Genomic DNA, 20,415 nt, shown 5'->3' on the forward strand with positions numbered 1-20,415 from the left:
AAAGTATTTGTATATAGATCTAGATGTAAAATTAAGTGTTTGCACGAAAAAACCCGGCAATTGCCGGGTTTTAACGAGGAAATATTTTAATAAGGAGGTTATTGCTAGCTGCTTATCTAGCGAATCCATTGTACGTAATAAAAACAAAAAGAAAATGAAATTATAATAAGATTTGTATTAGAAAATAATTTTATGCTTCTCGTTCTGAGCCAAATATAATGCTATTCTGTTTACGCGCCATTTCCGTAATTTCTAATACTGTACGGCTTAGATTTTTAAGCCGGCTATATTCTTCCAAATTGTTTGTATCCATCACATTTATGAAGTGGAGGATTTCGTATTTCATATCATTTTCATCTTGATTGACAGAAAAAGTGGTGGAAATGTTTGACTTAATTTCTTTATATTCCAGTTTGCTTATACATGACGTTTGATCAAGAATAATGGTTCCTTTTTCCCCATGAATTTCGGAGGGAAGATAAGAATGAGAAATCTTAGAGCACATTATGGTACATGTAAAATCTGCATATTGAAGTATTAAGGTACCGTTGCCATCGATACCGGTCCGTAGCTTAACGGGATAATAATCAACCTTCTCTGGTTGTCCAAATAAGGAAACTGCAATAAATAATGGATAGACACCAAGATCAACTAGCGCTCCCCCAGAAAAAGCAGGTGAAAAAACATTTGGTTCCTCACCATTTAAAAATGCATCATACCTTGATGAATATTGCAAATAATGTAAGGAAGCACTCCGCAGTTGGCCGACTTTATGTAATTCCTTCTGTAGCAAGTGAAAATTTGGGGTATGGATATTGCGAATTGCTTCAAATAAGAATACATTGTTTTCTTCAGCACATTGGTAAGCTGCGCTAAGCTCCTTTGTGTTGGAGAAAATAGGTTTTTCACAAATAACATGCTTTTTCGCCTTTAAGCATTGTATGACATGGTTAAAATGATGCGAATTAGGTGAAGCAATATAAATTACATCTATTTCTTCATCTTTAAGCATTTCTTCTAAATTAGAATAGGCATGACTTGCTTGATGCTTTTCAGCAAATTCCTTTGCCTTTTCAATGGAGCGGGAAAAGGTAGAATGTAAGGTCAGTTTGCCGGAACTGATTGCGGCATTAATAAAAGAAGACGTAATCCAGCTAGTCCCAATTGTTGCTAATTTCATACTATGCATCTCCTTAGGTTAAATTATTTGTAAAGATAATCTATATTTTACCTAAAACGAGATGGTTCGTCACTGTTTAAATTCATTTACCTTGCCCTAACATTTACTTTGGGAGCTTGGACATTTTTTTTTCTAATTGACCTCTCTGCAGATGAACTTTCCTCGTTTTTTTCCTTATTTTCCTTTTTCAAATGTTCATAGACTGCCCCTTCTCCATATGTTGCCCCAATGTTTAACCGGCCTTTTAATTCTTTAATTCCTAGTTGACCAAAATTGTTATTTAACTCAACCTTATCGACTATTAACTTTTCAACATTTAGCCTTTCTACAACAATTGGGGGTTGAAGTACTTCCTCTTTTTTTTGCTTGTGCAGTTCTTGCACCGCACTTTCCATCTCTTTGTATTTTTCTAGTTTCTTTTCTAAATATATGACTTTTTTCTTCAGTTGCTTCAGCGAAGAGTCGTTTTTAATGAAATAGTGGAACAATTGTTTTAGAGACATGTCGATCCCACACCTTAACTGTTTTATTCAATATCAATTGGTTCTGCATTTCTAATAATCCTTTCAAAGGAAACAATGAGTAATCCATTCATATATTTTGCTTTTATTTTCGATGCGTCTATTGATTCCGTAAGCTTGATGGCTCTTTCAAAGGGACCGTATTTCCTTTCGGCTGTAATCGTATGTGTATTTGGTATCAGTGGCTTTATAATTCCTTTTAATATGACAGTATCATTTGTAACAGCTAGGTTTAAATCTTCCTTTGCAACCCCAGGCAATGCTGCAATGATATACAGAAACTGTTCATCTGCCAGAATATCTACTAATGGAAAAGGATCTTTTGGCGCTGTTGGTTGTTCCATGGTAAAAGGATGGGGAGTTTGATTATTCATCTGATAATGTTGTTGCTGTTGCTGTTGTTGACCATTAGAATTTACAAAATCTTTATCAAAAATAGAATTCCAAAAGTCACCGCTGCCCTGAATCTGTTGGGCAAATTGTAACCACTGCCTTATTTTATCCACATCCACTACAAGACACCCCCATTTCAAACCTCTCAACATTTTTTAGATGTTTGGAGGTTTCCGATAGCGTAAATACTTTATTCCATAATGTATTTACCAAAAATGATAAAGAAGAAAGTATTATGATACTTACGGTCTTTTATGATTAGCTTCTTATGGCTGATAAGTAAATTTCATAAACTTCTTTCCTTATTCATATACATACTCATAAAGAGGAGGGATATTATTTTGGCTGCACCTTCTATTAACATTAATATTTTTGTTTTAAAAATTAATTCCTTTGAAAATTGTTCTGCGGTAAATATTGGTCAAAACTTATTAGCGGATTGGCATAATTCTGATAAGAAAAATCAGGGGTTTGGTCAGCTTATGGGTGACGATTCTCCGATATTAGGAACAAGAAGTATGGTGGATGACAGAGATCAAATTGATTCCCCATCTTCCTTCGAATCGGTTCCATTTAAAATAAATAATGACTGACATATGTCAGTCATCATTTGATTCCACTTCATCCCAAGATAGAGTGGTAACACTGGTATATTCACCATTCTCTATTTCCTCATTCGTAGCTTCACGGTCAAGCTCCTCCGCATCATCCATACCGGGTGCGATTGTTGGTTCCTGATCGTGATTTCTTTTTTTCATGAATAGAACAACCTCCTAACCATCGTATTGTAATTAGTTTACCCATTATTTTTTTTATAATAATGTCTATACGATGAAATGGAGGAATGATTATTTCTCTTCTTCGATGTTTGGTTCCAAGGCAATTTCCACATTTCCTTGGATAGCGCGTGATATCATACAGCTTTTCTCTGCTTTTTCCGCAAGCTGGTTGACTTTCCCCTCTAGTTCTCTTAGAGTTCCTTTTTTAAGTACTATATGAGGACGATGAATAATTTTCTTATATGTAATAATACCCTTTACTACTTCAACGATACCTTCTGATTCCATAGTAAGGCTACTTACTTCTATTTGTCTTCTTTCAAACATAGCAGCGAGTGTAATAATATAGCATGTTGCAGCTGCACCCAAAAGCATTTCATCAGGGTTTGTGCCAACGCCGGGTCCATCCATTTCAGGAGGAATAGAAATCTTTGTTTTTAAATTTCCTGCTTCTATATCTCCTACGCTATTTCTGCCTCCTGGCCAAATGGCTTTTAAGTGAAAGTGATGTTCTGCCATAGTCGTTCCTCCTTTTGTTTTCTAAATTATATTATAGAATAAAAACAATTCATACAAATAAGCTTTTGGTCTGTATTGTTTCCGAATCTTCTAATATAATAAGTTCATAAGTAAAACTTGCAATTATCGAAATATGAGGCCAATAAATGGAGAGATATAAGGAGATGTATGATATGAATACATATGGAAATGCAAGAGAAACCATGCAGCTAATTAAAGAACTTGTTTCGATTCCAAGTCCTTCAGGGAATACGAAAAAGGCAATTGAGTTTTGTGAAAACTATTTAAAAGACTTAGGGGTTAAAATGGAAAGAAATCGAAAAGGCGGACTTCTTATTACAATACCTGGAAAAAACAATCAAAAACACCGGATGCTAACAGCACACGTCGATACGCTTGGGGCAATGGTAAAAGAAGTAAAATCTAATGGACGTTTAAAGCTGACGATGATTGGGGGGTTCCGCTGGAATTCTGTTGAAGGGGAATATTGTGAAATTGAAACATCAGCGGGAGATATCTATACAGGAACTATTTTAATGCATCAACAATCAGTTCATGTCTATAAAGATGCCGGAAAGGCGGAAAGAAATGAGGAAAACATTGAAGTTCGTATAGATGAAAAGGTGAAAAATGAAGAAGAGGTACGCGCTTTAGGCATTGAAGAAGGTGACTTCGTTTCATTTAATCCGCGTGTTGAAATTACCGAAAGCGGTTATATAAAATCACGACATTTAGACGACAAAGCAAGTACTGCCATTTTATTAAGATTAATAAAATATATCCAAGAAAATAACTTGGAACTGCCATACACAACACATTTTCTGATTTCTAATAATGAAGAAATTGGATATGGCGGTAATTCCAATATTACTCCTGAGACTGTTGAGTATTTGGCGGTTGATATGGGGGCACTAGGCGATGGCCAAGCATCGGATGAATATACTGTATCAATTTGTGCTAAAGATTCAACGGGTCCTTATCACTACGGGCTAAGAAAGCACTTAGTCAATTTAGCAAAGGCTAATGATATTGATTATAAGGTTGATATTTATCCTTTCTATGGCTCAGACGCCTCTGCAGCTATTCGTTCTGGCTTTGACATTGTTCATGGTTTAGTTGGTCCAGGGATTGAATCATCCCATGCATTTGAAAGAACCCATGAAACATCTATTGCGAATACTGAAAAACTATTATTTGCCTATGTGCAATCAAGAATGGTAACAGAATAATATATAATAAAAATGGTGTCCCTAATGTCTAATTTAGGGACATTTCTTCTATTGGGGTGGGGAAATGATTGAAATGAAACATATTCTCGAAAAGTGTAAGTTAATACTGGACCGTCACCAATTAGACTTCGTGATCGATATGATTTCACTTAAGCTAATTTCCGATCAATTTGAAAAAGAAAGAATAGAAATTCGCAATGATTTTTTAGTTAGGGGTATATGTGAAAAGGAAGTGGATGGGTTAATAGAGGATCCATCGTACTACAAATCGAAGTACGTTCCAAAAAATGCACGCTGGAATTATCTAAAAATGAAAAAGAAGCAATTGTCACATTGCTTTCAACAAGCGTTAAAGGAATTATTTCTTTCTTTTGATAAGAGATGGGACATTTGTGATGATACTGTTGCCAACATCATTAATATTGTCGATTTGTGTGAGTTCAATGTGAAAATCAAATCTGAGAATACGAATGATATTGACCATTTGAGATCATGGATAGAGGAAAATAATATTGATGCGAAAAAACTTCTATTATATGAAATTCAATCAGATGTTCTAAATAAAAATTAATTAAATAATGTTCATACGGAAAAAAATCTTTTATTTTTTTACAGTAAGGAGGAGTAACGATGAAAGCGATGGAAGCAGGAATAAAAATTGGATCATTACAACATGGGGAAAAGAATTGTATTACAGATGTCAGCGGTGTTCGTGTAGGACATGTCACAATAAAGGAAGATTTAAGCAGGGAAGAGTGTATACGGACTGGTGTAACAGCGATATTACCTCATGGTGCTAATACATTCAAAGAGAAAGTTGCTGCTGCAAGCTATGTTGTAAATGGTTTTGGAAAGACAACAGGATTGATTCAAATAGAAGAACTAGGGCTTCTGGAATCTCCCATTTTACTTACAAATACTTTTTGTGTCGGAAGTGTATTGCAAGGAGGGTTGCAATATATGTTGAAAGAAAATCCGGAAATCGGGGATTCCACCAGTTCTATTAATATAGTGGTAGGGGAATGCAATGACAGCTATTTAAATTCTGCACGTTTACTAAGTGTAAAACCAGAACATGCAATGGAAGCAATTAGAACTGCATCGGTAGATCGTGCAGAAGAAGGAGCAGTTGGTGCTGGTACAGGAACTATTTGCTTCGGTTATAAAGGCGGTATAGGTAGTGCTTCTCGAATCGTTCCATATAAAGAGAATACAGCATACACGGTTGGAGTGCTTGTTCAAAGTAATTTTGGAAAGAAAGATGAATTATATTTTGATATAATCAAACAGGAAGATAAAATGGAACGACCCGATGGATCAATCATGATGGTTCTTGCAACAGATGCACCACTATCTGATCGACAACTGAAGCGCTTAGCGAAAAGATGTCCTGTTGGTCTTAGCAGAATTGGAAGCCATATTCATCATGGGAGCGGCGATATTGTGATTGCTTTTTCTAATGCTGTAACTTTCTCTCATAATCAAAAAGAAGGGATAGAAACCATCGATATATTACGAGAGGATCATCCAGTCATGAATTTACTTTTCCAAGCGGTAGCAGAGGCTACAGAGGAAGCAATTTTAAATTCATTGCTGCAGGCGGAAAGGACAAATGGAAGAAAGGGCCGGGTAGCAGAGAAAATTCCGGATACCATTATACATTCTTTAAAACAAGCTTGATATTTTTCACTAAGCATCTTTTTTATTACTGGAGGTAAAACTAGATGAAAATTAGGAAAACTACCATTTTAGATAAGCAAGAAGATCTTTATATATATGAAAATAAAAAAGACGATTATTTTGTTATTGCCGTTCCGGTATTGGAATGGTCCACGTATTTTACATACGATGAGAATAAAGAGGAGCTTTTAGAACGAATATCAAAAAGCTTGCAAGGCAAGGTTGGCGGGGAGGCTGCTGCAATAGAATTGGCAATCAAAATATATGGGTGGACAAGGGAAATGTAATAACCGATAATTGTTACATGAAACTTTAAACAGTTAGGCTTTTCGCTTCAAAAATTGAAGAGAGCGGAACAAAGATTAAAACTCAGTACTGCTGTTGTACAGCAGCGGAATCTTGTACTGGCTAAGAATTTTAGGAATGAAAGGAAATTACATCATGACATTTAAAGATGAGGTTTTATCACGAAGAACCTTTGCAATTATTTCGCATCCGGATGCCGGAAAAACTACTTTAACGGAGCAATTGCTATTGTTCGGTGGTGCAATTCGTGCTGCCGGAACAGTAAAAGGGAAGAAATCCGGGAAATTCGCAACATCCGATTGGATGGAGATTGAAAAACAAAGAGGAATTTCCGTTACGTCGTCTGTAATGCAATTTGAATACAGCGGTTACCGTGTAAATATTTTAGATACGCCTGGACACCAAGATTTTAGTGAAGATACTTATCGAACATTAATGGCGGTTGACAGTGCTGTAATGATCATTGACTCTGCAAAAGGGATAGAGGATCAGACGATTAAATTATTTAAAGTTTGCCGCATGAGAGGGATACCAATTTTCACCTTCATCAACAAACTTGATCGCCAAGGGAAAAATCCTCTAGAGTTGCTAGCTGAACTTGAGGAAGTATTGGGAATTGAATCATATCCAATGAATTGGCCAATTGGAATGGGGAAAGAATTTCTTGGGATTTATGATCGATATTACAACCGGATTGAGCAATTTCGTGTGGAAGATAATGAAAGATTTATCTCTCTTAATGAAGACGGGGAGATTAGTGATGATTCTTCTAAATTGAAACAATCTGGCCTATACGAGCAAGCATTGGAAGAAATCCTGCTTTTAAATGAAGCAGGTAATGAATTTTCTCGTGAGAAAATTGCTGATGGAACTTTAACTCCAGTATTCTTCGGCAGTGCTTTAACGAATTTTGGCGTACAAACCTTTTTAGAAACATATCTGCAATTCGCACCATCGCCGCAACCGCGTAATTCTAATGAGGGTTATATTGAACCAACTTCTGAGGATTTTTCCGGATTTATATTTAAGATTCAGGCAAACATGAATCCGGCTCATCGCGATCGGATTGCATTTTTACGTATATGTTCCGGTGAATTTGAAAGAGGGATGAATGTTACTTTAACAAGAACAGGGAAATCCATTAAGCTTTCTCAATCCACTCAATTTTTGGCGGATGATCGAAGTACCGTAAATAATGCTGTAAGTGGAGATATCATTGGAATTTATGACACAGGTACCTATCAAATTGGCGATACATTATCAATTGGTAAAGGAAAACTTCAATACGAAAAACTACCGCAATTTACTCCTGAGTTATTTGTAAAGGTTTCAGCCAAAAATGTATTAAAGCAAAAACATTTCCATAAAGGTGTTCTTCAGCTTGTCCAAGAGGGAGCTATCCAGTTATATAAAACCTATAGAATGGAGGATTATATTTTAGGAGCAGTCGGACAATTACAATTTGAAGTGTTTGAACACCGTATGAAAAATGAGTATAATTCGGAGGTCATTATGGAGCATATCGGTTCCAAAATACCTCGTTGGATTGACGAATCACAAGTGGATGAGTCGTTATCTAGCTCACGCAGTCTCCTCGTTAAGGATCGATATGATAAACCATTATTCTTATTTGAGAATGATTTTGCGTTAAGATGGTTTCAAGATAAACATCCAGATATTAAACTAAGCAATCCAATGGAATAAATAGAAAAACGGAAGCGACATGTTCATCGGCGTTTGGATGAGTGAAATTAGCACTTTAAATTTCACCTTCGCAGTCTTCGACTGAGATAAAGGAATCACATAGAGGTAGTACACGAACTGATGTTGACTTATCTAAGAAGAACCACAGCAATTTAAAAGAAAGATGCTGGGACAAAACGCAGTGAATATTAAAAAACGCATGAAATCAAATTTAAAAACTTTGATTTCATGCGTTTTTGCTTTCGTAAATTTAACCAATTCAATGATTTTTTTACTTATGTCCCAGCCTCTTTCTTTTAAATTACTGTATAAATCTTACTATGCATGGGAAAATTATGGAGGACTTCTTTTATGACGACGGAGGAAATGGTTATGAGCGCAAAAGATAATTCAGCATTTGATATTACTGATTTTTGGATTGCCTTTTTAAATGGACCTGGTAAGGCTGATAATATTGACTTTAATGAAATGGACGAAAATCCTAAAATATTTGAAGATCAACAATCCACTACATTTAAAGGGTAAACCATGAAGAAGATGGAGCCGCTAGAGGCTATTTTATGGAGCATTGCCTTACCAGGCTTTGCGCAAGTTTTATCTGGGTCGCTTGTAAAAGGAATATTGTTCATTTTATTAGAGTTTTTGATTAATGTGAAAAGCAATTTTAATGAAGGGATTATGCTTAGTTTTTTAGGGAAAACGGACACAGCAAGTAAAATTATTAACTACCAATGGTTAATGTTCTATCCATGTTTATATATGTATGCAATGTGGGATGCGTATAAGTCTGCACTTGAAAAGGTAAAAAAATATAGTTATCTTCCATTCGCATTTGGTGCTTATTTTGTGACTATTGGCCTCATGTATTCACCGCTAATTAAGATCCATAATATTTTTATTGGGCCTATATTTCTACCTATGATTTTCCTCATTCCTGGTTTAATCATTGGGCATGTAATTGGCTTGATATTAAAAAAGAAATCCAAAGAGATATAAATCTAATAGAAGACAGGTAAAATAATTATTGCCAAACGATAATTTGTACAGTATAATAAAGAAAAATAATAATACTTTGACAATGTCAAAGGGGAGTAGCTTTAGATGCGAAAGCGTCTAAACAAAGTCGTCATTACATGAAGAAATTCATCGGCTTTGTTGGCATTATACATATGTCTAGCAAGACCTTTGCCTATAAGGGGCAAAGGTCTTTTTTGCGTCCTTTATAGGTTAATGTTGTTAGAAGTAAAACATAAGGGAGGCAAAATTATTTTGGACATTTCGTTGATGATGGAGTATGGTTGGGTTTTGCTTGTGCTAGTTGGATTAGAAGGAATATTAGCGGCTGACAATGCCATTGTAATGGCGGTTATGGTCAAACACTTACCACAAGACAAACAACAGAAAGCACTATTTTACGGGTTAATCGGTGCATTCCTGTTTCGTTTTCTGGCTTTATTCCTAATTTCCTTCTTAGTAAATGTATGGCAGTTACAAGCAATTGGTGCATTATATTTGCTATTTATTTCGGCTAATCACCTTTTAAAAAACAAGAAAATATTAGGGAAGGAACGCCAAAAACATACCCAAAAGCAAAAGCATTCCTCCTTTTGGATGACGGTATTAAAGGTAGAAATTGCAGATATAGCTTTTGCCATAGACTCTATGCTTGCTTCCGTTGCCCTTGCCATCACACTAAAACCAGCCGGTTGGTTTCATATCGGTGGTATCGATGGAGCACAATTTACGGTGATGCTGCTTGGAGGAATTATTGGCCTAGTAATTATACGATTTGCAGCAAACAGTTTTGTGAAATTGCTGCAAAAATATCCTAGCTTAGAAACAGCAGCGTTTCTCATTGTAGGCTGGGTTGGAGTAAAGCTTACAGTCTTAACATTAGCGCATGAAAAAATAAGAATACTAGACGAACATTTTCCGGAATCTGTTTTCTGGAAACTAGCATTTTGGTCTGTTCTCATAATAATTGTTTTATCTGGGTACTTGACCGCAAGGAAAAACAATACAGAGATAAGTCAAGGAATGTAATGGGAAAAACTGCTACTAGCAGTTTTTTTATTTATTTTCCACCCTCACAAATTAGTAATCGTTGTCGTAGTTTTATATTGATTGAAATAATTTTGTAATTACATAGAAAACGAGTCTATTGTCCTATCCATGCTATAATAGTAGGATGGGGTGAGTTCTATGCTCAATTTGCTTTTTAAAGAAAAGAATAAATCATTAGAAGAAATTGCTGTGTCTATCCAAAACGGAGATGAAGCAGCATTACAAGAATTGCTTTCAAAATATAAGCCTTTTATCAAGAAAACAGTTTCTTCGGTATGCAAGCATTATATTGATGAGAGTGATGATGAATTCAGCATTGGTCTTATTGCTTTTCATGAGGCTATAATGAAATTTGATCATAATAAAGGTTCATCCTTACTCGCATTTGCAGAGGTAATTATCAAACGGAAAGTTATTGATTATATTCGCAGTAATTCCAAATACAAAGAACTAAGCATGCAATTAGTAACTAACGATGGAGAAAATAACGGTAAACTGCAATCATTGGAGGACAATTTATCCATTGAAAGTTTTCATATAAAAAAAGATGACGAAAAAAGAAGAGAAGAGATTATTCGCTTTCAAGAATTATTAAAAACGTATAAGTTGTCTTTTAGCGATTTAGTAAAACAATCTCCAAAGCATGAAGACGCAAGAATCAATGCTTTCATGGCAGCAAAAGCGATTGTAGAGGATCGTGTGTTGCTGGCCCAATTAATGGAAAATAAAAAGCTGCCTATGAAATTACTGGAAAAAAGAGTAAGTGTAAGTCGAAAAACACTGGAACGAAATCGGAAATATATCATTGCAGTTGTTTTAATTTTAGCGGGTGATTTCCTTTATTTAAAGGAGTATATAAAAGGCAGGTTAGAGGGATGAGAAAAGGAGTAATACTTGAAATAAAAAAGAGATATCTTGTCATGCTTACCGCAGAAGGAGAATTTGTAAAGGGTGCGAAACCTCATGATAACTTGCAGATAGGAGAAGAAATAGTTTTTAATCCATATGTAAAAAAACTTCATTTCCCCCTGGTACCTGTACCCGCTAAAATTGGAGGTTTAGCATTAGTAAGTGCCCTAATAATATGTGCACTAGTTTTTAATGTATCAAATCAAAATAAGGCATATGCCTATGTTTCCATTGATGCTAATCCAAGTGTTGAACTTGTCTTAAATAAAAATTTACAGGTTATTCGTGCGAAAGCATTGAATCAAGATGGTCAAAAAGTTTTATCAAAAGTGAATGTCGCTGACAATCAAGATTTTGAATACATAGCAAAACAAGTGTTATCCAAAAGTAAGTCATTGGGTTATCTGGATAAAAACGCAAATGTCATTATTGCATCTGTGATTAAAGATCAACATAAACAAAAAAATAAAAGGTTAGAGGAAAAAGTTCAAAAATTAGCTCCAATTGCTAAAATTTTTAACGCAAATGTTAAAGTAGTAAATGCAACAATAGATGAGCGAGAGGATGCATTAAAAAGCGGTGTCTCTACGGGAACATACGTAGTGAAAAAAGAACAGACAAAGCTAGAAAAAAGGACAAAGAAAGAACAAACAAAGCTAGAAAAAAGGATAAAGACAGAACAGGCAAAGCAAGAACAGACAAAAAATATGGGGAATAATCAAACAAATAAGGCAAATAAAAAAGCGGAAAAATCTCATAGTGAACCGCATAAAGTGTTACCTAAGAAAAATGAGCCAATCAAGAAGAACACCAATTATAGGCATGTAAAACCAGAAAAGAATATTGGACAGCAAAAAAAGAATGAAAAAAGACTAGAGCATGAAATGAAAACCCTTGAGAAAGAGGAAAAGAGAAGTATTCCGTGGGCTCATCATCGAAATAAAACTAATCCAAGCAATAATGGAAAATGGAATCAAAATCACATGTCCAATCATCAAGATCATCATATAAAAGACAGAAATAATCTTGAAAAAAATCTACATAAAAAAATCGAGCAGAACAAAAATCATTATGTTAATCATAAAGAAAATAAACAAGAACATAAATGGAAGGGAAAATAATTAATTTTCCCTTCTTTTTAGTACTCTTGATTAACCTTTTAAGAAAATATCGCTTTATCTATTTCTTTACTATTTATTTTGTCCTGAAAGCTCTGCTTGAGCTTGCTTTACTAATCTTTTTGTAATTTCTCCGCCAACAGAACCGTTTGCTCTGGAAACAGTATCTGAGCCTAAATTCACACCAAATTCTTGGGCAATCTCATATTTTACTTGGTCTAAATATTGCTCCACACCGGGAACTAATAATTTATTACTGCTTCTAGCCATCATTTTTTCTCCCTTCTAATAAAGATTTTGTTGCTAATAATAATAGTATGAAATAAAAAGAAAAAAACATAAGTGGTAAAATGTTGAACAAATCGTAGCTAAAAATCAAGATTTCACCAGATTAAATCCATCTCTTTCGGTTATCATATCAATGAGCCATAATAACGACATTTTCATTTGAAGGAGGAGTAATAATGGTGAAAAGGAAAGCAGAACGTGATGCTGCTATAAAAAATAATAAAACCCCAATAAAGAACCTTGCGAATTCAGAATTCGCTACGGAATATTCGAGCGGAGAAGAAACGGCAAAACATGCAAACCGGAACTCGAAAAAAGGGAGAGCAGGAAAGAACAATGGATAGTAGGAAAGAAAATATAACAACAAGTGAAGAACTAGGTTCAGAATTCGGCGATATAAATGCAACTAAATTTATAGAGCTTAGTCAAGCGGCAAGGAATAGTAATCAAAAGAAAGAAGAAGAAAAAAGAAACAATAATGCCGAGTAACTGGCATTATTGTTTCACTACTGGAAAGATGCTTGAGATCCCCGAAACTGGATCAAAATAAACCAATATGTAGGATGGATTTTCTACAATTAATTTTGACTTTATAAATGTAGTACTATCGAAAGGAACTTTTTCAATGATTGTATGCTTCAATAAATCTTTATCCGAAAGCTCAAGTTCTAGAAACGATTTTCCCAGATGTTCCGGATGTTTTTTTACTAATTCATAAACCTGCATACCTTCTTCTTTTTCTATGTTTTGTTTCCACCATGGTTTTCTTGGTTTATATCTATGATGTTTTAAATAATCGTACTTCATTAGACCTTCAACTATTTCTAAATGGGATGAATGAATACTGCTAAGAAATTGACTCAATCGCTTAAACAAATCTTCTAATTGATGTCCAATCCGGCTCCAACCTTGTTGTTCCCAATAGGTGCCAAATTCTTGGAAAAAGTCAAAAGGTGTTGCAAATAGTTGTGTCACCAAGTATTCAATAGTTTCATCCATTCGGTGGTCATTCCAATATTTTTCTAAAACGTCTTCCACTTGTTTTATTTTTACAACATCTTCAAATGATAAGACATTATTCTGAAGAATTTCATATGGAGCGTGATCCATATAGACATATTCATGTTCCTTCGCCCTTATTCGTACTCCAGTCCCTCTTAGCATTTTTAGAAAACCAAGCTGTAATTCCTCAGGACGTAAAGCAAAAACATCATTAAATGTTTTTCGGAAGGATTGGTAATCCTCTTCCGGTAAACCTGCTATCAAATCAAGATGCTGGTCAATCTTTCCACCATTCTTTACCATCGTAACGGTTCTTGTGAGCTTCTCGAAGTTCTGTCTTCTCTTAACCAACTCATTCGTTAAATCATTCGTTGATTGTACGCCAATTTCAAACCGGAACAATCCCTTTGGAGCGTTTTCATTCAAAAAGTTAATTACTTCAGGTCGCATAATATCTCCGGTTATTTCAAATTGAAAAACAGTGCCCGGCTTATGTTCATCGATCAAAAACTGGAACATCTCCATTGCGTAGCTACGACTAATATTAAATGTCCTGTCAACAAATTTAATAGTTTTTGCACCATGGTCCATTAAAAACCGAATATCTTCTTTTATTTTTTCGCGATTAAAATAGCGAACACCCAATTCAATAGAGGATAAACAAAATTGACAATTGAATGGACAGCCGCGGCTTGTTTCTACGTAAACGACCCGTTTGGAGAGATGCGGTAAATCCTCTTCAAAGCGAAATGGGCTAGGGAGTTGCTTTAGGTCAATTTTAGCCCGAGGAGGATTTATAACCACTTTTCCTTCTTTCATATAAGATATGCCCTGTACATTTTCTATATCCATAGGGCCATTTAATTGGAGAAGCAGTTGTTTGAAAGTCTCTTCTCCTTCACCGACTACAATGTAGTCCACCTCAGGCATCCGTTTTAACCAATAAGTAAAATCATATGTTACCTCTGGACCGCCAAGTACAATTTTTAAATTAGGCATAATTTTTTTTATCACTTGAATAACCTTTATGGTTTCTTCAATATTCCATATATAACAGCTAAAGCCTAGTACTTCAGGTTGTTTTGAAAATAAATCCGACACAATGTTCATTATCGGGTCTTTAATAGTGTACTCTGCAATTTTTATATTAAATTCCGGAGCCGCATAAGCCTTTAAATAACGAATCGCTAAGTTTGTATGAATATATTTCGCGTTCAGTGTACTCACAATAATATTCATTTTTTTTATTACCTCATTTTTTAAAGATTGAACATCTTTTCTATTTTATCGAAAGAATCCAAAAACCTCAATCTAAGGAATAATATAAAAAAATTGTTAAATACGCAGGAATTTCAGCAAAGGTACCGAAAATAATGGATATAGGAGAGGAGAAGGTTCCTTATTCCGTATTATGTATAGAGAGAGTAAATAGGAGAGAATGTGAATGGAGATTAGTGATGAGCTAATATCAGATGAAAATATAAAAATTGCGAAACAAAAAAATTTTTATTTCAAGCAAAGTGATGAGCTGTACAGAAGCCTTTTCGAAGAAGCAATTGATGGTATTGTTTTTTGGGACAATGAAGGGAATGTATTAATGGCTAATCAGTCTGCTTTAAAAATATTCGAATGTACTTCTGAAGAGTTTTTGAAAGGGAATATTTGGGACTTTGTGTTAGAGAAAAACGATCATTTCAACTCGCTATTAAAGAAATTCTATGAGCTTGGAGAAATAAGAGACGAACTGCTATTTCTGATGCCTAATGGGCAGTTGAAACAACTGGAGTTTACCGCAAAAAAGCATTTTGTTGATGGCTCAAATATGACTATTTTTCGCAATGCTAGTGAACGTTACAAAATGGAAAAGGAATTGCGAGAAAGCGAAGAACGTTTCCGTAAAGTATTTGAAGGCACCTTGGACGGGATGGTGCTGTGGAATCGTCACTATGAGATAATTGATATAAATCCGGTAGCAGCTGATTTCTTGAAAGCTGAAAGAGACGACATTATTGGAAAAAGTATTTGGGATATCCTTGAAGACCATTATAAGCACGAAATTAAAATACATATAGATGAATTAGAGCGGCTAGGTACCTCCGATTCAACACTAACTATTTCATCGGAAGATGGTAATAAGTATTTCGAGTTAAGCTCTAAAGGAAATGTCGCGTCTAATCTAAGCTTAACCGTTATTCGAAACGTAACAGAAAAAATAGGAATGCAGGAGCAATTACAAAAATCTGATACTCTCAGTGTAGTGGGAGAATTAGCAGCGGGGATTGCTCATGAAATACGCAATCCAATGACTGCTTTAAAAGGATTTATTCAATTATTGGAATTGAGCATGAAAGAAGATCACTCCATGTATTTTAAAGTAATTATGTCTGAATTAAAAAGAATAGAATCAACTATTACCGAGTTTTTAATATTAGCAAAACCACAGGCAATTCAATTTAAAGATAATGATATGAGAAAGGTAATGAATGAAACATTGGAGTTATTAAATGGACAGGCATTAATGAATAATATCCAGTTTAACGTTGAATATGCTAATGAACTTCCTTATGTATTTTGTGAACCGAATCAAATGAAACAAGTATTTATTAATATAATTAAAAATGCGATAGAAGTAATGCCAAAAGGTGGTTTTATAACCATTAAGATGGATAATAAGCCAAGTGATTTTATACATATAGTGATTGAGGATGAAGGGGAAGGAATCCCTGAGAAAAAGATAAAACGACTAGGGGAACCATTCTATACAACCAAAGAACGAGGTACTGGATTAGGACTAATGGTAAGTTATAAAATTATCAAGGAACATAGGGGAAAAGTAGAGGTTGAAAGTGAAGTTGGGGTAGGTACTAAATTTCATATTTATATTCCTGTTAAAAGAAACTAGCATTGCTAGTTTCTTTCTCAGGTTATTTTGAAAAACTATATCTTAGTAGAATTTTGGTAATCGATCTTCAAAAACTGGAATGGTATTACGTACATGTAAGACGTTTTTTAGATCAATTTCACCTGTTACTAATTCTTCACCTTCCATTCCTTCGGCAACTATTTCTCCCCAAGGATCAATAATGAGAGAGTGACCGAAAAATTGATTTTTAGGATCACTTCCCACTCGATTACAAGCAATAATATAGCATTGGTTTTCAATGGCTCTTGCGATTAATAAGCTTTTCCAGTGATGTAACCTCGGATTTGGCCATTCCGCTGAAACAAAGATGGCTTTGGCACCACTTAATGCATGTCTTCGAATCCACTCAGGAAAACGAATATCATAACAAATAACTGTGCCAAATGTTTCGTTTTCAAGGTGGAATAACCCGTCTTTTTTTCCACCTTGCAGATATAAGTGCTCATCCATTAACCTAAACAGGTGAAGTTTTTCGTATTCTTTAATCAATTGTCCATTTCGATCTACAATTAGCGTTGTATTAAAGATTCCTTCAGGTGTTATCTTCGCTACAGATCCTCCAACCAAATGGATTGCAAATTCTGTTGCTGCATTTTGTAAGAAACATACAGATTCCTCTGCATTTTTATCCCCAATCATGGATAATCGAGCTAAATCATAACCGGTAGTCCACAATTCAGGTAGTACGGCAATATCACATTTTTCCTCCGCAGCTTTTTTAATCCACTTTTTAGCTTCTGCATAGTTTTTATCCGGATTACCAAACTCAATATCCATTTGTATGCAAGCAATCTTTAGCTTCATTTCTATCACTCCTCATAAAAAGTCCTTTACATCGTATTGTTTTCGTTATAACATTTGTAAAAAGATTTTGAAAGAAGAATTTTAAAGAAATGAATATTCTGCATCGTTAATTTTGTAAAAAGGGGTAATACAATGAAGGTCTTTCCGAAATCTGACATCCTTAACCACTTACCGAAGCAATTTTTCGCTTCTCTTGTTTCCAAAGTTGAACAAATTACAAAGAAAGGACATGATGTGATAAATCTAGGACAGGGCAATCCGGATCAGCCGACACCAAAGCATATTGTCCAGCGATTGCAGGATGCAGCTGCAAAGCCTATCAATCATAAATATTCTCCTTTTAGAGGCTATCTTTATTTAAAAGAAGCAGTAGCAACGTTCTATAAACGAGAATATGGGGTTACACTAAATCCGGAATCCGAGGTGGCGATTTTATTTGGCGGCAAAGCGGGACTTGTTGAAATCTCACAATGTTTAGTGAATCCCGGTGATACGGTTTTAGTTCCAGACCCTGGTTACCCAGATTATATGTCTGGTGTGGCATTAGCTCAAGCGGTTATGTATAATATGTCATTACTTGAGGAAAATCATTTTCTGCCAGTATATGATTCCATTCCACAAGAAATATCAGATGCTGCAAAACTGATGTTTTTAAATTATCCAAATAACCCAACTGGTGCATGTGCAGATGTATCTTTCTTTGAAGAGACCGTACAATACGCGGAAAAGAATAATATTTGTGTGGTTCATGATTTTGCTTATGGTGCAATCGGTTATAATGGAAATAAGCCTGTAAGTTTTCTGCAAGCAGAAGGAGCAAAGAATACAGGAATAGAAATTTATACATTATCCAAAACATATAATATGGCAGGTTGGCGAATAGGGTTTGCAGTTGGAAATGCAAGCGTGGTTGATGCAATAAATTTACTTCAAGATCATTTGTATGTCAGTATATTTGGAGCTGTACAAGAAGCAGCGGCTGCGGCGTTATTAGAATCACAAGATTGCGTATATGAAATTACTGCAATGTATGAGAGCAGAAGAAATGTTTTTATCAAAAGCTTGAAGAATATTGGATGGGACGTTAAGGCACCAGACGGTTCCTTTTTTGCGTGGTTAAAGGTACCTAAAGGGTATACCTCGATTGAATTTTCGGATTTGTTGCTGGAACAAGCTCATGTTGCAGTGGCGCCAGGGATTGGCTTTGGTCAATATGGTGAAGGATATGTAAGGGTTGGTCTTTTAACAACCGAATCTAGATTGTTAGAAGCTGTTAATCGTATACAACAATTAAATATTTTTTAATCGAGGAATGGCGATTAGATTAGTTACAAAGACCAAGAGGATATTCCTTCATGGTCTTTGTTTTTTCTTCCATTCAAGATATTTTATTAGGTCTTTATCGATTTGGGAAAATATCAGGGCAATAACGGCAGCATCGTCAATAAAACCAAATCCAAATAGAAAATCAGGAATAACATCAATAGGAGAGACAAAATATAAGAGTCCCACTAGCAGCATTATTATAGTTCTATATGGAATATCTCTATATTCTCCGGTCACCCATGATTTTAATAATTGAATAAGCAATGATAACTTTCTCCCAACATTCCCTAAGCTCACCCTATTATTTCGTGCTTTTCTTTCTGTGCGAGAAAGTAACTTATCCGTCCCTTTTTTATCATCTATATATTTTTTGGCCTCATTATAAAAGAGTTTATATGCAATTTTTCCTAAAAGTCTTTTAAAGAACATATTAATTCCTCCCATTTGTAGTATTTACTGTTATAGGTGAAAAATGACGAAAGAAGCTATATTTGTCGAAAATACGCGTGAAGATTGTAGAAAAACAAGAACTTATTAGAACCTTTGTCTAATATTGCGAATCTATTTACTTTTTCGTCAATACCTGCGATAATTCTCAAGGGAAATAATTATTTCGTTAATTGAATAACTTTTTGGTTGAAGGAGACAGTAATTGTGTATAGTGATACGGTATCAGAATATAGCTTTTTAAATCAAATTCAAAAGAAACGGGAAGAAATGATTAACCTTGGAAAATGTTATGGCCTAACGGATAAGAAGACAGTTGCTTGCAGTCAGCAATTGGACGAGCTTCTTAATGAGTATCATTACCTTTTTCAAGAGGGAAATAACCAAAGCAAGGCAAGTGTTGTCAAAGAAATGTCTTTTATATTGTACTGTAAAAGTGGTCAGGCTATTTCGAGAGAACAGGTAAAAAGATTATATTAAAATAGACTGGAGATCATATTTATTCAATAAAATTTAATAGATGGTAATTGTTCTACAACTTTGCGAAAAATTCCTCTAACGGTAAAGAGATCATACTAATAAATCCTCACCATGTAAAAACTTCCTTACCACCATCAATAAATTTCCATATTTTTTGAAGGTTATCCCACTTTTTGGGTTAACCTTTTATTATTTTAAATCTTGGTACTGTAGAATAAATAAATTGACAAAAATTTCTATATTCCTTATAATATCACTAATTTTATGTGTATGAAAAGGAAATGATTATATGGAAAAAGATGAACAACAGGCGCTAAAATTATTTATCGTATTATCTCGGGCATTTCGAGGATTAAATGAGTATTCTAATCAATATATTCAAAAATGTGGGCTTCACCCTACTGAATTTGCTGTGTTGGAATTGTTATACCATAAAGGAGAGCAACCTTTGCAGCAAATAGGTGAAAAAATTCTGCTTGCCAGTGGGAGCATTACATATGTAGTGGATAAACTAGAAAAAAGAGAATTACTGAATCGTGTTACATGTCCCCAAGATCGTCGTGTAACATTTGCGCATATTACGGAAAAAGGCAAGGAATTAATTGCATCTATTTTTCCTGAGCATCAAAAGCGAATTCAAAAATCAATGTCGATTTTAAGTTCAGAAGAAAAGGAAATAGCAATCGAGCTATTAAAGAAGATAGGATATAATACAAGGAAATTACGTTAATAATCAAAGGCAT

General features: G+C 34.7%; 26 protein-coding genes and 1 riboswitch. Of the genes, 17 read left to right on the forward strand and 9 right to left on the reverse strand.

The features are described from left to right. Positions 1-190: 190 nt before the first annotated feature. The 3 genes from CWO92_RS01950 to CWO92_RS01960 all read right to left on the reverse strand — a co-directional run bounded on the left by CWO92_RS01950 (position 191) and on the right by CWO92_RS01960 (position 2,213). Positions 191-1,180 (reverse strand): Gfo/Idh/MocA family protein, encoded by a 990-nt coding sequence (locus tag CWO92_RS01950; RefSeq protein WP_101352489.1) that lies wholly within the window; start codon positions 1,178-1,180, stop codon positions 191-193. A gap of 86 nt (positions 1,181-1,266) precedes the next feature. After that, positions 1,267-1,683, reverse strand: coding sequence for a hypothetical protein (locus CWO92_RS01955; protein WP_101352490.1), 417 nt, complete (start codon positions 1,681-1,683; stop codon positions 1,267-1,269). 23 nt (positions 1,684-1,706) lie between these two features. Continuing rightward, the gene (locus CWO92_RS01960; RefSeq protein ID WP_158177093.1) at positions 1,707-2,213 is read right to left on the reverse strand and encodes an Hsp20/alpha crystallin family protein; all 507 of its coding nucleotides are present in this window, start codon (positions 2,211-2,213) and stop codon (positions 1,707-1,709) included. A gap of 216 nt (positions 2,214-2,429) precedes the next feature. On the opposite strand from CWO92_RS01960, the gene CWO92_RS01965 reads away from it, so the two are divergent. Further along, positions 2,430-2,687, forward strand: coding sequence for a hypothetical protein (locus tag CWO92_RS01965; protein WP_101352782.1), 258 nt, complete (start codon positions 2,430-2,432; stop codon positions 2,685-2,687). 6 nt (positions 2,688-2,693) lie between these two features. On the opposite strand, the gene CWO92_RS25205 is transcribed toward CWO92_RS01965, so the two are convergent. Next, on the reverse strand, positions 2,694-2,852 hold the full coding sequence (locus tag CWO92_RS25205; RefSeq protein ID WP_165786590.1) for a hypothetical protein: 159 nt from the start codon (positions 2,850-2,852) through the stop codon (positions 2,694-2,696). A 90-nt stretch (positions 2,853-2,942) separates the two neighbouring features. Further along, positions 2,943-3,392, reverse strand: a complete 450-nt coding sequence (locus tag CWO92_RS01970) for an OsmC family protein (RefSeq protein WP_101352492.1) — start codon at positions 3,390-3,392, stop codon at positions 2,943-2,945. A 173-nt stretch (positions 3,393-3,565) separates the two neighbouring features. Between CWO92_RS01970 and CWO92_RS01975 the strand changes: the two genes are divergently transcribed. The 10 genes from CWO92_RS01975 (at position 3,566) to CWO92_RS02020 (ending at position 12,405) form a co-directional block, all read left to right on the forward strand. Continuing rightward, the gene (locus tag CWO92_RS01975; RefSeq protein ID WP_101352493.1) at positions 3,566-4,621 is read left to right on the forward strand and encodes a M42 family metallopeptidase; all 1,056 of its coding nucleotides are present in this window, start codon (positions 3,566-3,568) and stop codon (positions 4,619-4,621) included. 64 nt (positions 4,622-4,685) lie between these two features. Next, on the forward strand, positions 4,686-5,192 hold the full coding sequence (locus CWO92_RS01980) for a type I restriction-modification system subunit M N-terminal domain-containing protein (protein WP_101352494.1): 507 nt from the start codon (positions 4,686-4,688) through the stop codon (positions 5,190-5,192). Between the two features lie 59 nt (positions 5,193-5,251). Continuing rightward, positions 5,252-6,301, forward strand: coding sequence for a DmpA family aminopeptidase (locus CWO92_RS01985; protein ID WP_101352495.1), 1,050 nt, complete (start codon positions 5,252-5,254; stop codon positions 6,299-6,301). 44 nt (positions 6,302-6,345) lie between these two features. Further along, positions 6,346-6,588, forward strand: coding sequence for a YueH family protein (locus tag CWO92_RS01990; protein ID WP_101352496.1), 243 nt, complete (start codon positions 6,346-6,348; stop codon positions 6,586-6,588). A gap of 154 nt (positions 6,589-6,742) precedes the next feature. Beyond that, positions 6,743-8,311, forward strand: coding sequence for a peptide chain release factor 3 (locus CWO92_RS01995; RefSeq protein ID WP_233270136.1), 1,569 nt, complete (start codon positions 6,743-6,745; stop codon positions 8,309-8,311). 351 nt (positions 8,312-8,662) lie between these two features. Beyond that, positions 8,663-8,836, forward strand: coding sequence for a hypothetical protein (locus tag CWO92_RS25210; protein WP_158177090.1), 174 nt, complete (start codon positions 8,663-8,665; stop codon positions 8,834-8,836). A 3-nt stretch (positions 8,837-8,839) separates the two neighbouring features. Beyond that, a complete protein-coding gene (locus tag CWO92_RS02005; protein ID WP_101352499.1) occupies positions 8,840-9,307 on the forward strand; it encodes a hypothetical protein in 468 nt (155 codons plus the stop codon). A 78-nt stretch (positions 9,308-9,385) separates the two neighbouring features. Next, positions 9,386-9,546, forward strand: a riboswitch (yybP-ykoY riboswitch). 34 nt (positions 9,547-9,580) lie between these two features. Then, complete coding sequence (locus CWO92_RS02010) at positions 9,581-10,354, forward strand: TerC family protein (protein ID WP_101352783.1); 774 nt, start codon at positions 9,581-9,583, stop codon at positions 10,352-10,354. Positions 10,355-10,513: 159 nt separating this feature from the next. Then, positions 10,514-11,254: an RNA polymerase sigma-I factor gene (sigI, locus tag CWO92_RS02015; protein ID WP_101352500.1), complete on the forward strand. Its 741-nt coding sequence runs from the start codon at positions 10,514-10,516 to the stop codon at positions 11,252-11,254. After that, on the forward strand, positions 11,251-12,405 hold the full coding sequence (locus CWO92_RS02020) for an anti-sigma factor domain-containing protein (protein ID WP_101352501.1): 1,155 nt from the start codon (positions 11,251-11,253) through the stop codon (positions 12,403-12,405). Before sigI ends, CWO92_RS02020 begins: the two co-directional genes overlap by 4 nt. Positions 12,406-12,474: 69 nt before the next feature. Here the strand turns inward: CWO92_RS02020 and CWO92_RS02025 are convergent, their stop codons facing one another. Next, the gene (locus tag CWO92_RS02025; protein WP_101352502.1) at positions 12,475-12,672 is read right to left on the reverse strand and encodes an alpha/beta-type small acid-soluble spore protein; all 198 of its coding nucleotides are present in this window, start codon (positions 12,670-12,672) and stop codon (positions 12,475-12,477) included. A 194-nt stretch (positions 12,673-12,866) separates the two neighbouring features. On the opposite strand from CWO92_RS02025, the gene ykzP reads away from it, so the two are divergent. After that, positions 12,867-13,034 (forward strand): protein YkzP, encoded by a 168-nt coding sequence (ykzP, locus tag CWO92_RS25215; protein WP_165786591.1) that lies wholly within the window; start codon positions 12,867-12,869, stop codon positions 13,032-13,034. Continuing rightward, positions 13,027-13,179 (forward strand): protein YkzE, encoded by a 153-nt coding sequence (ykzE, locus tag CWO92_RS25220; RefSeq protein ID WP_165786592.1) that lies wholly within the window; start codon positions 13,027-13,029, stop codon positions 13,177-13,179. Before ykzP ends, ykzE begins: the two co-directional genes overlap by 8 nt. A 6-nt stretch (positions 13,180-13,185) precedes the next feature. Here ykzE and CWO92_RS02030 read toward each other — a convergent pair whose 3' ends face one another. Next, positions 13,186-14,931, reverse strand: a complete 1,746-nt coding sequence (locus CWO92_RS02030; RefSeq protein WP_101352503.1) for a B12-binding domain-containing radical SAM protein — start codon at positions 14,929-14,931, stop codon at positions 13,186-13,188. Between the two features lie 205 nt (positions 14,932-15,136). On the opposite strand from CWO92_RS02030, the gene CWO92_RS02035 reads away from it, so the two are divergent. Further along, positions 15,137-16,594, forward strand: coding sequence for a PAS domain-containing sensor histidine kinase (locus tag CWO92_RS02035; protein ID WP_101352504.1), 1,458 nt, complete (start codon positions 15,137-15,139; stop codon positions 16,592-16,594). A gap of 42 nt (positions 16,595-16,636) precedes the next feature. Here the strand turns inward: CWO92_RS02035 and CWO92_RS02040 are convergent, their stop codons facing one another. After that, on the reverse strand, positions 16,637-17,419 hold the full coding sequence (locus CWO92_RS02040; protein ID WP_101352505.1) for a carbon-nitrogen family hydrolase: 783 nt from the start codon (positions 17,417-17,419) through the stop codon (positions 16,637-16,639). A gap of 132 nt (positions 17,420-17,551) precedes the next feature. Between CWO92_RS02040 and CWO92_RS02045 the strand changes: the two genes are divergently transcribed. After that, the gene (locus tag CWO92_RS02045) at positions 17,552-18,724 is read left to right on the forward strand and encodes a pyridoxal phosphate-dependent aminotransferase (protein ID WP_101352506.1); all 1,173 of its coding nucleotides are present in this window, start codon (positions 17,552-17,554) and stop codon (positions 18,722-18,724) included. Positions 18,725-18,772: 48 nt separating this feature from the next. Here CWO92_RS02045 and CWO92_RS02050 read toward each other — a convergent pair whose 3' ends face one another. Continuing rightward, a complete protein-coding gene (locus CWO92_RS02050) occupies positions 18,773-19,174 on the reverse strand; it encodes a YkvA family protein (RefSeq protein WP_235851547.1) in 402 nt (133 codons plus the stop codon). Positions 19,175-19,399: 225 nt separating this feature from the next. On the opposite strand from CWO92_RS02050, the gene CWO92_RS02055 reads away from it, so the two are divergent. Then, positions 19,400-19,672, forward strand: a complete 273-nt coding sequence (locus CWO92_RS02055) for an aspartyl-phosphate phosphatase Spo0E family protein (RefSeq protein ID WP_233270134.1) — start codon at positions 19,400-19,402, stop codon at positions 19,670-19,672. A gap of 289 nt (positions 19,673-19,961) precedes the next feature. Continuing rightward, positions 19,962-20,402 carry a MarR family winged helix-turn-helix transcriptional regulator gene (locus tag CWO92_RS02060; RefSeq protein ID WP_101352508.1) on the forward strand — a complete coding sequence of 147 codons (441 nt, stop codon included), beginning with the start codon at positions 19,962-19,964 and terminating at the stop codon, positions 20,400-20,402. Positions 20,403-20,415: the final 13 nt, after the last annotated feature.

Origin of the sequence: Heyndrickxia camelliae (assembly GCF_002844575.1) — a bacterium.
GTDB classification, from domain to species: Bacteria; Bacillota; Bacilli; order Bacillales; family Bacillaceae_C; genus Margalitia; species Margalitia camelliae.

Excerpts from the sequence above, each read along its gene's own strand:
- CWO92_RS01950 (WP_101352489.1), bottom strand. The coding sequence starts at position 1,180 with ATGAAATTAGCAACAATTGGGACTAGCTGGATTACGTCTTCTTTTATT.
- CWO92_RS01955 (WP_101352490.1), bottom strand. The coding sequence starts at position 1,683 with ATGTCTCTAAAACAATTGTTCCACTATTTCATTAAAAACGACTCTTCG.
- CWO92_RS25205 (WP_165786590.1), bottom strand. The coding sequence starts at position 2,852 with ATGAAAAAAAGAAATCACGATCAGGAACCAACAATCGCACCCGGTATG.
- CWO92_RS01970 (WP_101352492.1), bottom strand. The coding sequence starts at position 3,392 with ATGGCAGAACATCACTTTCACTTAAAAGCCATTTGGCCAGGAGGCAGA.
- CWO92_RS01975 (WP_101352493.1), top strand. The coding sequence starts at position 3,566 with ATGAATACATATGGAAATGCAAGAGAAACCATGCAGCTAATTAAAGAA.
- CWO92_RS01980 (WP_101352494.1), top strand. The coding sequence starts at position 4,686 with ATGATTGAAATGAAACATATTCTCGAAAAGTGTAAGTTAATACTGGAC.
- CWO92_RS01985 (WP_101352495.1), top strand. The coding sequence starts at position 5,252 with ATGAAAGCGATGGAAGCAGGAATAAAAATTGGATCATTACAACATGGG.
- CWO92_RS01990 (WP_101352496.1), top strand. The coding sequence starts at position 6,346 with ATGAAAATTAGGAAAACTACCATTTTAGATAAGCAAGAAGATCTTTAT.
- CWO92_RS01995 (WP_233270136.1), top strand. The coding sequence starts at position 6,743 with ATGACATTTAAAGATGAGGTTTTATCACGAAGAACCTTTGCAATTATT.
- CWO92_RS25210 (WP_158177090.1), top strand. The coding sequence starts at position 8,663 with ATGACGACGGAGGAAATGGTTATGAGCGCAAAAGATAATTCAGCATTT.
- CWO92_RS02005 (WP_101352499.1), top strand. The coding sequence starts at position 8,840 with ATGAAGAAGATGGAGCCGCTAGAGGCTATTTTATGGAGCATTGCCTTA.
- sigI (WP_101352500.1), top strand. The coding sequence starts at position 10,514 with ATGCTCAATTTGCTTTTTAAAGAAAAGAATAAATCATTAGAAGAAATT.
- CWO92_RS02020 (WP_101352501.1), top strand. The coding sequence starts at position 11,251 with ATGAGAAAAGGAGTAATACTTGAAATAAAAAAGAGATATCTTGTCATG.
- CWO92_RS02025 (WP_101352502.1), bottom strand. The coding sequence starts at position 12,672 with ATGGCTAGAAGCAGTAATAAATTATTAGTTCCCGGTGTGGAGCAATAT.
- ykzP (WP_165786591.1), top strand. The coding sequence starts at position 12,867 with ATGGTGAAAAGGAAAGCAGAACGTGATGCTGCTATAAAAAATAATAAA.
- ykzE (WP_165786592.1), top strand. The coding sequence starts at position 13,027 with ATGGATAGTAGGAAAGAAAATATAACAACAAGTGAAGAACTAGGTTCA.
- CWO92_RS02030 (WP_101352503.1), bottom strand. The coding sequence starts at position 14,931 with ATGAATATTATTGTGAGTACACTGAACGCGAAATATATTCATACAAAC.
- CWO92_RS02035 (WP_101352504.1), top strand. The coding sequence starts at position 15,137 with ATGGAGATTAGTGATGAGCTAATATCAGATGAAAATATAAAAATTGCG.
- CWO92_RS02040 (WP_101352505.1), bottom strand. The coding sequence starts at position 17,419 with ATGAAGCTAAAGATTGCTTGCATACAAATGGATATTGAGTTTGGTAAT.
- CWO92_RS02045 (WP_101352506.1), top strand. The coding sequence starts at position 17,552 with ATGAAGGTCTTTCCGAAATCTGACATCCTTAACCACTTACCGAAGCAA.
- CWO92_RS02050 (WP_235851547.1), bottom strand. The coding sequence starts at position 19,174 with ATGTTCTTTAAAAGACTTTTAGGAAAAATTGCATATAAACTCTTTTAT.
- CWO92_RS02060 (WP_101352508.1), top strand. The coding sequence starts at position 19,962 with ATGGAAAAAGATGAACAACAGGCGCTAAAATTATTTATCGTATTATCT.